At 57.7% G+C, this 13,465-nt stretch carries 6 protein-coding genes and 1 pseudogene; all 7 read left to right on the top strand.

What is annotated here, in order from left to right; translation table 11 throughout:
* Nucleotides 1-11: 11 nt before the first annotated feature.
* The 7 genes and pseudogenes from NKJ73_RS32025 (at nucleotide 12) to NKJ73_RS31995 (ending at nucleotide 12,525) form a co-directional block, all read left to right on the top strand.
* Nucleotides 12-1,625 (top strand): competence protein CoiA family protein, encoded by a 1,614-nt coding sequence (locus tag NKJ73_RS32025; RefSeq protein ID WP_352572326.1) that lies wholly within the window; start codon nucleotides 12-14, stop codon nucleotides 1,623-1,625.
* The gene (locus tag NKJ73_RS32020) at nucleotides 1,622-3,520 is read left to right on the top strand and encodes a hypothetical protein (RefSeq protein ID WP_352572324.1); all 1,899 of its coding nucleotides are present in this window, start codon (nucleotides 1,622-1,624) and stop codon (nucleotides 3,518-3,520) included. The genes NKJ73_RS32025 and NKJ73_RS32020 overlap by 4 nt, the downstream gene beginning before the upstream one ends.
* A 7-nt stretch (nucleotides 3,521-3,527) precedes the next feature.
* The gene (gene druD / locus NKJ73_RS34400) at nucleotides 3,528-4,547 is read left to right on the top strand and encodes a Druantia-type antiviral defence protein DruD (RefSeq protein WP_502905418.1); all 1,020 of its coding nucleotides are present in this window, start codon (nucleotides 3,528-3,530) and stop codon (nucleotides 4,545-4,547) included.
* A complete protein-coding gene (locus NKJ73_RS32010) occupies nucleotides 4,544-10,087 on the top strand; it encodes a DEAD/DEAH box helicase (protein ID WP_352572320.1) in 5,544 nt (1,847 codons plus the stop codon). Before druD ends, NKJ73_RS32010 begins: the two co-directional genes overlap by 4 nt.
* Nucleotides 10,088-10,444: 357 nt before the next feature.
* A pseudogene (locus tag NKJ73_RS32005) lies at nucleotides 10,445-10,720 on the top strand (NAD(P)-binding protein); the annotation flags it as partial.
* Nucleotides 10,721-10,870: 150 nt separating this feature from the next.
* Entirely contained in the window at nucleotides 10,871-11,809 is a 939-nt protein-coding gene (locus NKJ73_RS32000; protein WP_352572352.1) for a hypothetical protein, read from the top strand.
* Nucleotides 11,806-12,525 (top strand): hypothetical protein, encoded by a 720-nt coding sequence (locus tag NKJ73_RS31995; RefSeq protein ID WP_352572318.1) that lies wholly within the window; start codon nucleotides 11,806-11,808, stop codon nucleotides 12,523-12,525. The genes NKJ73_RS32000 and NKJ73_RS31995 overlap by 4 nt, the downstream gene beginning before the upstream one ends.
* Nucleotides 12,526-13,465: the final 940 nt, after the last annotated feature.

The following is a 13,465-nucleotide window of genomic DNA, read 5'->3' as shown; positions in this document are numbered from 1 at the left end:
AAGGCACCGGGATGTATTTCGCCATTGACCTTGCGAGCGGACAGCGGATTGCCGCATCGGAGGCACAGCGGTACCGGCGCTATGCCTGCCCGGTGTGTGAAGCGCGTGTAAGCCCCCGGCAAGGCGCATTTCGCGATGCGCATTTCGCTCATATTTCGGGTGCTGCGCGACCTGAATGCTACCTTTATCACTCGTCCGACGGATGGAAGGGGCCGGTGGCGGAGCCAGTTGCGCAGCCACGACCGCAGCCTGCCATTTTGCCGGCACCGCTTTCGCTGAATCTCCATGTTCAACAACCGGCCGGCAAGGTACCTACGTTCTGGGGTCTCGAAGTAGAGATTCCACGTGCGCCTACCGTGAAGGGGACGCTGACCTTTGATGGCGGCGGCGACGGGTTCCGCGTCCAGGTGGCATGCGCTCGACTGCACGCCGGACCGCTGACCTACGTTGTCAATCCTGACGCTGCGACGTTCCGTGTGGCTTGGGTCAGCCCGGATGTGGATACAGCTTACGGCCAGGCTGTGCAGGAGCGCGTACCGGGTTTGGACGCTGGGCGAACTACGGTCTTTTCAGCGGGAAGAGGTAGTCGCCAATCGGTGGTAGCCACGCTTGACTGGGGTTCCACCTACTATTTTGTCCAGCAGGCCGATTTGATCGCGCGTGTGCCGCCCCAACTCGCCGTTACGCGTCTCGCTAACCTTAAGCGGTGGAGTTGTCTTCTCGTTACCCTCCCGCAGGTGGTGGACAATGAGATAGCTGAGTGGATCGGCCGGGCGACCGGGCTACAACTACAGCCTGCAAAGCGCCGGTGGGGCATTGTGACGCCAGCGATGCTTTTTGTTGATGCTTCCGCTCGAGTGGTGCTGGACGCGAAGAGCGAGCTGACGCTCGCAATGTACGCCGGAGACGGTCAAGACAAGGCGGTTCTGACCGCGCGCAGTGGCGAGGACGTTGCCACCGTGGAACTGACACGGGATGAATGGCAGTTCATACGGGTTGGCGGCTTTTCGGCGACCCATCCGCCCTTGCTCGACATTGATGGACGGCTTTTGCCAGAAATCATTACCAGGCCCGTGGCGAGGACCGCGCGGACAGCCCTACTGACATTCGGCACCCGGTCTATTTCGGCGAATTCGGTAGAGGCAGGATCGTCACTGGAACAAGTCCGCGCCGGATTGCTCGCCCTCACGAGTCTGCAGGTTCCGAGTGGCCTTTCTCCCTTGGTGCGATCACGTGCAACAGACCAAATTGATTGGGATGAGCAGCCCTTGGCGGTCGCAGGCGCCGAGACCATTTCGGCAAATGCAACAGTAACGGCCGAAGCCCTGGCGCTGCTACAAAATCACCTGCGAAACATTGCATCTGACATTCACCTCGACCTCGGCCCTTTCGGCGAATGGTGGTTTGCTGGGCATCCGGTGGCGAACACATCCGTCCGACGCCTGTCTGCCGCTGCTCGCGCGCATGCCCGTTGGGTTCTCGCAGGCGCAGGAATGGCTATCAGGTCTGAGTCAGACGACGAACTATCAGCCGCATTGCGTGTCTTGAATGCTCCGCGTTGGCTTGAGTCTCACCGCCGGCTGGCCCTGAGCCGCATAGCGCGTAGCAGCGCGGAGGCACGATGACACAGCCGGCGCCGACCCCTCAGGCACTCGAGCGGCTACGCACGCTCGGTGATCGCCGGTTGCTCTCCTTCTTCAACGAGGTGACTACGAAGACCAATCGGGCTTTGCTGAATGTGCTGCCCAGTGTTGACGGGTTTCGCAAGGATAGCGTCGCCAGCCTGCCAAAGCGGAAGCAGGCTCTCCTCCACCAACTGTTCAAGAAGGGTGGTGCCAAGGCCAGCAAGGCGCGCGCCGAGGATGCTTACTACTACCTTTGGCGAGCATGGGCACAGCAGCATTTGGCGCAAGTTGAGGGCCTTGCCACACTGTTGGACGGGATCGAAAGGGCCACGACAAAAGAACATCCCCAGGTGGCAGCGGATCAACCGCAAGCGGAGATCGAGACTCTGTTCCGCAGCCTGCATGAGCAGTCTTTCCTCAATCATTGTGACGCAGAGACTATCGCGCGGCTGCTTCAGTTTAGTCCGTTTGAGACCACTGATACCCTTCAACTTTTGGCAAGCAGCGCAAAACCGTTGGTGGCGGTACAGAAGGACCGAGAGTTGTCGGTGTTGCCAGGCCGCATTCAGGAGCATGAAGACCGGCTGCGAGGCTTGCAGAGTGAGATCAAGGGTTTATCGGGGGACGTCGCGCGTCTAGCGGAAACAGTCGCCAGCATCGTATCCCGGCCAGCGCCGGTGGCTGACGACAGCGCGTTGGCAAACGCCCTGGAAAATATACATGATGAATTATCAGCGTTGCGCAAGGGCATGGAAGCCCATGGCCAGCATGCAACGCGTGTCAGTGCCGAAACTGATGCCCGCCTTAAGAGGGCCGAACACAGCGTTACCGATCTCGAGGCACTATGGAGCGATCTCGACGACCGAACTGGCAAGCAGGCTGCGGAGCTTCACCATCAACTTGCCGATATTGTTCAGCGGGTCGCGCAATTGGGCCAGGCTACAAGTCCGGTGAGACCCCAAGCCGATATAGCGGTGGTTCCCGCTACTCCGTCTCTAAGGATGGTGCCCCTGACGGAACAAACGGGCTCGGTCAAAGCGTTAGGTACCGCCTTGGAAGCCGCAGGCATGCTGACATCCAATTATGCGGCGCTTGGGCTGAGGTCGTCAGGTGCCGCGACCTTTGCCGAAGAGGTGCTCACTGCTATTGTTGCCTGTAAAGTGCTGTTTTTCAAAGGGTCATTCGCTACAGAGCTGGCGCGCGTGACAGCAATGACCCTTGCTGCAAAGCACGTCGTCCGCGCCCAAGTACCGGTGGGTTTTGTTGATGCGACGACAATGGATGCTGATGTCGCGGAAGCACTTGGCGATCGGAATGGCGCAGTCGGCGCATTGGTTCTAGAGCGAGTGAACAATGTGCCGTTCGAATTGCTGGTTGACGCAACCGCGGACCTAGTTCGGCATGGGAACGTCGTGGTATTGGCAAGCCTAGCCGACGGAATTACAACGTTCCCAGAGCAAGTACTCTGTCTCCAACTCGGGCCTGTGTTTGACACTGACGTCCTCGATTGGAGTCTTTTCCCCAAAAAGGCTGCGCTCGCCAGAGGGTCCTTGACGTCGCTTGATGCGAGCGCTCTTTCGACTAAGCCGACAAACAGCGACGCGCAAAGCGAAGAACTAGTGCGCATGCTACGAATTGGGCCATCGTTTCGGAATCCGCACATCGAACGAACGGCAGTAGCATTTATGAACGCTCTTGAGAGATTTCGTACTGCCGATGCACCCAGTTCACTCCAATCCGCCGCCTACGGCTGGTTGTGGCCGCTATGGAAAATGACTTGCCTCGCGCCCGAGGATATCGAAGAGCAGTTGGATGGCGGGCGGGTTGACAGTGAAAACTACGTCGACACGCGGCTGCAGCTTCTCATGGGCCTAGCCGGTATCAAGGCAAAGTAGCGCTGAGATGACCCTTTCACTCCGCGTCCTGTCCTCGCCTGAAGTGCTGGCTGACGTGATAGCCAGCCTTTCGATCCAGGGATCCTCAGAGTCTATTCGGCGCGCGTTGATTGCTTCGCACCTGCGCGCGGCTTGCGAGGGAGAGGGAACGCGGAATGGTCACGGTGTGTTCACTGGGCGCCTCACCGATATGATTGACGGCGATCTTGGAGGTCTGTTGGGATCTGCTGATGCGCGTCCGCTGACCAAGCAAGTTCTAGAGGCGCTTGAGAGAGCCGGCGATCTTTGGCGTTCTCCAGGAGGCTACTGGCATTCGACACCTCCACGCGCTGTGTCTCTTTCAGATGGTCCGTCTTTTCTGCTTGGCGTAGTACCGAATAGCGGCACCGTCGCTGCAGGAGCCCTTCGCTACTTGGCGGGTCGGGCAAACGGAATAATCGAGCAAAGATTCGACGATTGGCTTGGTTACGCTGAACCCCTTGGGGCTTGGATGGCCAAGGCGCTCAAGAAATATCGCCCGGGTCTTCGACCGGCGGGAATCTCAGCCGATCACCTGGAAATATACGCTCCGGACCAAGCTTTGCGGCAATCGCGGTCGCGCTGGATAAATCCCCAAGAGTTAGAACTTAGTGGCGTCGCATTGCGACTATGCCGGGTTCAGGCCAAGCCAACATCGCTTTACGACCGTCCATATTACCTTGGGGAGTTCGAGCACTCGGGTAGCGGGTTATCGTTGCGGCGGGCCGTCATGGTCAAGCATGAACATGCACGGCGGTTCCGCTTTGCGTATGACGAAGCCTTGGGCGCCTCGCGGAGGCTGGAATTCAAGCAGGCAGACGATCTGGCGCAGATCACACTGGCCAAGGATCTGCCAATTGAGGAAGCGCGTGTTCTTGCGCTTGGTTGGGAGCTTGGCGGTGCTAGCCCTCCGTCAGTTTATCGCATGGGTTTTCCGGTCCAAGCGGTACCTTTTGTAGCGCATGCACTCCGGCGGCTAGGAATAAAACTCAAAGGGGCGGTGTCATGAGCAACGGGCAGGAACCACAAGAGCATGGCGTGCACGCAACTGTGGGGCGGCTTGGCGAAAGCCTGAGAGCCTATATCGAGGCGCAGTATCACGTACGCAACCCGGCCTTAATTCATGAAAGGCGGTTTTTGTTAGACGAGGCAGGTGCCGTTGCCCAACTGCCCTTTGTCGAGTCCACCCCCGTTTATGAGCTCGGAGCTCCTTATGACGAACTTGACCTTCCACCGGTCGTGGCGACTGCGTTGGGAGATCTTGCGGCAGCAAAGGTCGGCTTGTTTCCCCAGCCCTATGTACATCAGGCTCAATCTTTAGAGAGGTATTTCGACGGCTTCGACCTCATCGTCGCCACAGGCACCGGTTCGGGCAAGACCGAGAGCTTTTTGATGCCAATTATCGGCCAACTGGTCCAAGAAGCTCAGGATCGCCCGACCACCGCGTCGTTGCCAGGCTGCCGTGCTCTCTTACTCTATCCGATGAACGCTCTCGTTAACGACCAGTTGGGCCGCATTCGCCGGCTATTCGGCGACGAAGCTGCATCGGTAATCGTTTCGGCCGGGCGAGGGCGCCCGGTGCGATTTGGTAGTTACACCGGCCGATCACCCTATCCGGGGTTACGCACCGCGAAACGAGACCGTGAGCGCATAGAACCGCTTTTCGAAGAGTTCTATATGCCCCTGATGGGACAGCCGGAGACCGTTTCAGGCCTTGTTAAAATCGGCCAATGGCCCTCAAAAGACTTGGTCGGATTCTACGGCAAACACCATGCAGAGCTGAGGCCGAATCCCAAAACCGGAGTGCCCCGGCATAATCGTCATTGGAACCGCCGTCTCATCACCCAGCCCGGTGACCGTGAGATGATGACCCGCGATGAAACCCAGCGGGCCTGCCCTGACCTTTTGATCACAAACTACTCAATGCTGGAATATATGCTGATGCGGCCGATTGAACGGTCCATCTTCCAGCAAACCAGAGACTGGCTGCATAGCGATAGCGCCAACCAACTGATCCTGGTCTTGGATGAGGCTCACATGTACCGTGGTGCTGGCGGCGCTGAAGTTGCCCTTTTGATCAGACGCCTACTTGCACGCCTTGATGTTCCTCGAGAGCGCGTACGTTTCATTCTGACCAGCGCCAGCTTGGGTCAAGGTGCTGCAGCGGAAACTGCAATTGAGCTGTTCGCCCGCAACCTCACGGGACTCCCGCAATCATCGAGCCGAAATTTCTCGGTTATCACGGGCACGCGCGAGAAGCGGCGTGGTAGCGGGCTGCCAAGCGGCAGCGTGACAGACGCACTCGCAGTATTTGATTTGGCAGCATTTGAGGAGCACGCAACTCACCCCGAAGCTGCGCTTGGGGCGGTGGCGGCATTGGGCGCCCGGTTGGGCTGGCCAGAACCTCCGTCGGCCAAAGACCTGCCGGACTATTTGTTTCTCAACCTTACCGGATTCCCTGTGTTTGAAAGGCTCGTAGAACTTGTATCGGGCAAGGCCATCGCACTAGGCGACTTGCAGCAGCAGTTGTTTGAAAACCATCCGGACGCGGCTCCGGCGCTGGCGTCACTCATGGCCATGGCCCCATTTGCGCGGCGCAAAGTCGACGAAAGGGTGCTGTTGCCCACCCGTCTGCATATGTTCTTCCGCGGTCTTCCTGGGCTTTACGCATGCGTCGATCCGACTTGTTCCGCAGCACGCCATCAGGGTTCCGGTCGAATTCTTGGCAAGCTCCATACGCACCAACGTCGGCAGTGCGATTGCGGTGCACGGGTTTTCGAACTCCTGACGCACCGCGAATGCGGCACTGCCTATCTGCGGGCCTATGCCGACCGACCCCAGCCCGACTTCCTTTGGAGTACTCCGTCAGGACCGTTCCGCGAAGGCAATGAGTCCCCGTTAGTCGAGATAGAACTGCTGATGGAGCCGCCGAACCCAAGCTTCGGCGACTGTGTTGAAGCCTGGCTCGACATGCGAAGTGGCCGTCTTGGTTACAGCGCCAACCAACCAGCCCCGGGCTTCACCCGGGTCTATCTGCCGACGCAGAGCCACGATTGGACCAAGAATGGCGTCAGGTTTGCCAACTGCTGCGCCTGTGGTGAACCAACTTTGCGCAGCGAAACCTCTACTATTATGGACCACGCCACCAAAGGTGAGGCGCCATTCGCCAATCTGGTAAAGACCCAATTGGACGGTCAGCCGGCATCGAGACTGGAAACCCGAGAGTATCCAAATGGTGGCCGCAAGGTTTTGCTGTTTTCCGACGGTCGGCAGAAGGCGGCCCGGTTGGCTCGCGATATCCCACGCGAAGTGGAGCAAGATATTTTCCGCCAGGTATTGGCGCTGGCTGCAAGGATGTTGCGCGAAGCTGGTCGTGAACCTCGGCCGGAGCGCGGTCTCTATATCGCAGTGCTTAAAGTCCTGAGCGACAGCAATCTGCCCATATTCGACGGCAAGGATGCGCTAGCTATCGAAGCTCAGGTAAGGCGGCTTCAGAAAGACTACGCGGATCAGCCGATCGAGGAATTGCTGACGGAATTCGATCCTGGATCGCCGCCGAGCCGCTACACGATCGCTCTCCTCAAGCAGCTATGTGGCCGCTACTATTCGCTGTCCGGTACAACGGTCGGCTACCTTGTTCCGGCCAAGCGTGCGCTGGCGAAGCTTGTCACCGCAATCTCTCCGTTGTTGCCATCCCTTCCGCTCGCAGACATATCTGGTTTGGCCGCCGCGTGGTTGATGCGCGTGGCGGACAGTTACGCCTTTGATCCTTCCGTCGAACCCAATGTACGCGGAAAGGCGGCAGGCCGCTGGAGAGGATCGTGGGGCAGCAACGGGGGATTTCCGAAGGTAGTTCGGCCTGCGCTCGCAACTGCGCTACAGACCGATCTAGGCATTCTCGGACTGGTTGAGAAAGAGCTCGCAGACCAACTCGGATTATCTGATTCTACCGGGGCAATTTTCATCGATCCCGCGAAGGTCGTTGTCAACATCGACCTGAACATGACGTGGTATCAGTGCACTGCCTGTACCGCCCTTTTGCCCATGACCGTTCATGGCCACTGCGCAGCTTGCGGTTCAGAATCCTGTGAACCTGTTTCGCCTTCCCAAAGCGAGTATGTGCGTGCCAGAAAGGGTTTTTGGCGTGCGCCGGTGGAACGTGTGCTGGCAGGTAGTGCACGGCTACGCAGCATTTCCGTTGAAGAGCACACGGCTCAGTTGTCGAACCGCGACAATGCTCGTGTGCATGCGACAACGGAGCAGTTTGAACTGCGTTTCAAGGATGTCCGAATTGCCAAGACCGACCGGCCAATCGATGTATTAAGCTGCACCACCACCATGGAAGTGGGCGTTGATATCGGTTCCTTGGTCGCCATTGGCCTGCGTAACGTGCCTCCACAGCGGGAAAACTACCAGCAGCGGGCCGGTAGAGCTGGCCGGCGCGGTTCATCGCTTTCGACCGTGCTAACTTACGCGCAGAATGGTCCTCACGACGGCTACTACTACAGTCACCCCGAAAAGATCGTGGCAGGCGATCCTCGCAATCCCGACGTGAAGATCGACAACCCAAAAATCGCACGGCGCCATATCGCTGCCTACCTCTTCCAGACCTTTTTTCATAACTACATGGATCATCACGAAGTTACTCTGGGCACCGGGTCTTCTGCGCTATTCCGCGCCCTCGGCAAGGCCACGGACTTCTTCCTCGGTGAGCCTATGTCCGGTCTGGATCTAACCAGTTTCGATACATGGGTCCGTCAGGACCTTCTTGCACCAACGGGGCCGTTGCGTTCTTTGATCCGAAATTGGCTGCCGGATGACCTGCGTGTTGCCCCTCGAACGATCGATGCCTGGATCGAATACGAGGCAGAAGACTTGTTGGCGACTCTCGCCCGGTTCCGAACTGAATTGGCAGCAGCAATTGAAAGCGGCAAAAGCTTGGGTGAAGGCGGTGAAAACGCTCCCAATGGCAGCGAAGACGAGGATGAGCGCTCCGAGCGTGAAGCCATCACCGATCAGGAACTGCTTGAGTTCCTTTTCGCCAAGGGTTTGCTACCTAGCTATGCCTTCCCGACAGACCTATCCAGTTTTCTGGTTGAACATCTGGTTCCCCGAAACAATGAGTGGAAAATGGAGGTCATTGAGCGGCCTCAGCAGTCGATCGGAAAGGCCTTGAGCGAATACGCGCCCGGGCGGCTGATCGTCATCAACAAAGAGACATATCGCTCAGGCGGTGTCGTTGCGAACACGTTGCCGGATGTCGAAAACCGTGCCGAGGCAATCTTCAACAAGCGCCGCACTCTAGTCCACTGCGAGAATTGCAGTTTTGTCGCGGATTTGGATGACCCTGCTCAGGGCGGGGCTCATTGTCCAGTGTGCGGCGGCCACCTAAGGCATACTCACATGGTCGTGCCCCAGGTTTTTCTGCCAGAGGAGGGCAGGGCGCTCAAAGAGGATGATCGCGAGCAAGACATTACTTACGCCACCGCCGCGCAATTTCCCGTCCCGGTCGGTAAGGACGACCTGCCCAGTCTGAGGGTAATCGGCCGCAACCTCTCTTGTGTAGTCACGACGGATCGTCAGTTGGTGACCGTCAACAAAGGGCAAGAGACTTCTGACGGTCGCGGCGGGTTCTGGATCTGCAACCAGTGCGGCCGGGCCTCTGTCGAGGAACCACCCCATGCCCCACACAGCCGACCATATAAGATCGAGAATTCGTATGGGAAGCCAAAGCGAGGGCCGACGTGCTCGGGAACGTATGAGAACGTGTTCTTAGGGCACGTGTTCTCCACGGATTTGCTGCTGCTACGCATCAGCCTGAAGCCCCCCCTCATAACCGATACGGGCGACCCGTTGCAGTTAAGAATACTCGAAGATGCATTGTACTCAGTGGCTGAAGGCTTGCGCCTAGCGGCCAGCCGTCACCGCGACATCGACCTCGATCCTTCAGAATTCGGCGCGGGATTTCGTATCGTGCCGAACCAGGACGACCAGACCCTACTGCTAGACGTTTACCTGTATGACACTTTGTCTGGCGGAGCCGGCTATGCCGACCTCGCCGCAAGGAACATCGAGGAAATCCTCCAACAGACTCTGGCGCTGTTGGAGCAGTGCCCCTCCCACTGCGAGGCTTCATGCGAGAGTTGTCTGCGGCATTACCACAACCAGTATCTCAAAGACCGTCTTGATCGGAACCTCGGTGCCGAGCTGTTACGTTATGCCCTCGATGGCACGTTGCCTGAGGAGAAGGCACCGGAAGCGCAGGCCAATTTGCTCCGCAACCTCCGACGGCTGCTTGAGCTGGAAGGCTTTAATTGCGAAAGCCCAGCTACCATCGACGGGACTACAGTACCCTTCGTCGTAGGTCACAGCGACCGGCAGGTGCTCGTCGGCTTGCGTCCGGCGCTGCTCACCCCCACGTGGCGAGATCACTCGTTCGGTCGGCTACAAGCAGGGACATCGACCGTCGTGCTTAATGAGTTCATTCTTGGGCGGAACCTACCCGATGAGCACCAAATGGTGCGTGGCGTGGTTTTGGGTAAGCAATAGGCCAGCCCGAAGGTCAGGAACCCGCGTCGGTGGGGGCGCTGAAACTTTCGAGCCGTCCGCCATCAGTTGTTGGCAGCGGATTTAACGCGACAATTTTCGGAGCAAGAGAGTCGACCCACTTGAGGCGAAAAGCGGGGAAACATGGCGTTGGACCGTGCACTCACCAGTCGCGCCGAGCGTGCCTCTGGTCCATTTAGACGAATGCTTGTTCGCAAGATCATGGCGAAAGTAGCTACGGTCATCTGAATGGCTGCGCGGCCAATGTGGCCGCGCACTGTCAGGAATAGCGCCATGCCTTTCTCGACATCAAATTTTTCACCTTGATCCTGCGACCGCGTTGCCTCACATCTCACTCGCATGATGCACGATGCCACCACAGCCCCATTCCACGTAGCCTCGACGTATGAGGTAACGGATAAGGTGTTCGTACTCGGCAGTCTGTCGAAAGGCGTGACTGTCTATCAACAACAGGTTCGAGCATTGAACCTAGCCTGGGCGTTGCGGGAACTCAATGTTCACGGGCGGCGGACCCTAAGCAATGTCGCGGTCATTGGCGGCGGTGCCGCTGGCCTCACATTTGCTGCAGCGATTTCGTCATTTCCCGGCGTGCAAGTAACCTTGTTCGAGCAAAGGTGGGACCTGTGCCCGCTCCAGCAGGGTTCCGATACCCGGTGGCTGCACCCGTTCATCTATAATTGGCCGGCAGCCGGGAGCAGGAGGCCGAGCGCCAGCCTCCCGGTGCTAAACTGGACCGCAGGCAGAGCGTCAGACGTTGCGGCCAAGATGCTTGACACTTTTGGTGACCGTTGCACGGAGAACGAGAGCAACGGCTTGCTCGTTCCCAAAGTATTTTTCGGCCTGGGCTATCTAAGGGTGGATGCCCACCGAGGACAAGTGGAGTGGTTGGGCTTAGCCGCAGACCGTGCCGGGCGGCACTTTCGCGCTGGTGAACCGGCAGGTGACCGCCAAAGCTACGATACCATCGTCGTTGCTGCAGGATTTGGCTTGGAGGCAGGCCAGCCAACTCAAGGGGCCATAGCGTCAGGCTCTTATTGGCGGAATGATACTTTGGGGCAGCCGGTTCTAACCGGTGCTCGACCCGTGTTCGTGGTGTCAGGCCATGGAGATGGCGGCGTGGTCGATCTCTGCAGGCTCACGATCGAACGCTTCCGCCAAGACACCATACTCGCCGAGTTGCTCGGAAACCACCTCGATGAGGTTGAGAAGGAACTACGTCGGATAATTGGACCGATCGGTGGGCGCCTGCCCGGCAATGTTAAGAAGACGCTCGACTACGCGTCTGCTCCTTTGGCGGAATACCTTTCCACTGCGACTACGAGGTTACGGTCTCGGCTACGCAAGGACGTGCGGGTGGTCTTGCACGTGAAGCCCGAGGATGGGGAGGACTGGAGCGTTGACCATCTCTTCGAGAATAAGAGTTCATTTCTGAACAGGTTTCTTCTGTACCTGCTCTATGACGCTGGGGCATTTGCGATAAGCCTTGAACCAATCGCCGAATTCGGGAAACGACAAAGCATCCCTAAAAGCCATATCGTGCAACGCTACGGCACGGGTTCATATGCGCACGTTCTCGGACTCTTCTCGGACCATACAAAAGTGGCGAAGAGGCTCGCGAAAATGAAAGATAGTGACAATCAGTTGTCCGATGAGCTTTGGCTGCCCGGATTCTTCTCTCCCGATCCAAGAGGAATATTATCATGACAACGGCGCCGCATCCGTTCGAACCCAAGCAAATCAAACCGCAGTACCCAGAGCCCGTCCCAGGAGCTTCGCAATTGGCGGCGCTGCCTTTCACGGCAGCTGTGGCAGGGTATCTTCGAAGCGTTGGGATAGCCGATACAACGAGGGTTGTGCTCCACCGCGCAGTCAACCGCGAGGGCGGCGAATTTCTTCAGCAATTGAGCGCCTACTCTGGAATTCCTTACGATCCCAGAGGGGCAGGAAGGATGAACGCTGTCACGACCGGCATCATGGGAAAGGCATTTGCGCTTCAGAAAATAGTGCGAACGCGAGCTTACCCCTCGTCTGAGGCGTTGCTGAAGGATCTGAAGAAAGACATGAAAGAGATTGGGGATGATCGAGACATCAAGACGGTAGCTCGGTCCTATCTTGCGCTCCCAATGACCGCATCGACCAAATGTGTCGTCGCGATACTTTACGCCGATACCTTCTCAATCAATGCGTTTTCGGATGATGACAGGCTTAATTGCTTGATTGGTATGTGCGAAGATTTTTGTCAACTTCTCGATAGTCTGACTGCACAATCGCTTCCGGGGATTCAAAACTTTGAACTAACGCGAGGTGCGCCGGTTAAAGATACAGCGACCGTGTACCCACGACTTCAGCAGGTGCTTGAGGACCGTGCAACGCCAAAATTCAGTCGGCTTACATCGCTCAATTTCGAAGCGGCGAGCTAGCGCTTGGGCTATTTACGTTGAAGTACACGCGCCTCTCAAATGTTCGCCTTTTGTGCTTCGAAAGTCGCATAAAAGGCAGTCTGGAAGTTGAAAGTTCAGGACCCAAAAGGGCCTCATTTCATTCCATTGAACCCGCCTTGGCCGGATAACCCTTTGCGACGTAGCTAAGAAGGCGGCTTCATAGCCGAGCGCGATGGCGAAGATGCGCTAGTCTAGAATGCATCTGTGAATTTTTGCATGCGCATCGCTGCCGACACCGCCTGGCATGATTGTCCTGCTCGAAAACGGCTGCGGCGATCGCGGCAACGCGATCGATGCGATCGTTTAGACAGAGGCCTCCGCCTGGCATCGAGCAACATGCACGGAGGTACGCAAAGCGCAAATTGCATCAAGTATTTGATGGGACGAGCCCCCCGCGCAAAGAGCTTGCGCTGGTGTCCATCGTTCCGCCGAACTGGGGGGCGTGACGATCGACCACCATGGCCTATTTTTTTCAAAGTCGAATGTCCCGATTCCGAAGCCGAGGGAAAAACTCGACCACGCCGAAGAATAGTAACAACACGGGCAACGCAAGCCGCGTTGCCCACTACCAGAGAAGGTGCTTGCGGTGCTCTCACTGACACCACATCGCAAATGGCACGTCGGTGAGCAACAGAACTGGCGACACGCAGGTGATCGGCTTGACTCGCTGAGGAAGCACAAGGTCTCAGCGGCAGAGGCGCAAGCGACGGTCGAGGCTGGCCGCGCGGGATCTGATCGAAGCGTAGGACAAGGAAGCGGTGTGGTGCCCCACCTCGATGTTCCTAGAAGCGCGCCGGCAGCCTGGGCGGGGGGGCTTGGGTTAGACTGCCGGCGCACGCCACTCATGAAGAGCGGCCCCTTTTCGCGGTTCGGACACCCATAGTCAACCCGGCAGCGTCTGGATTCCCGCTGTGCTCTT

The sequence above is a fragment of the Mesorhizobium sp. M0074 genome (genome assembly GCF_040322975.1).
Taxonomy (GTDB): Bacteria; Pseudomonadota; Alphaproteobacteria; order Rhizobiales; family Rhizobiaceae; genus Mesorhizobium.
This window is presented reverse-complemented; position numbering and strand designations above follow the sequence as displayed.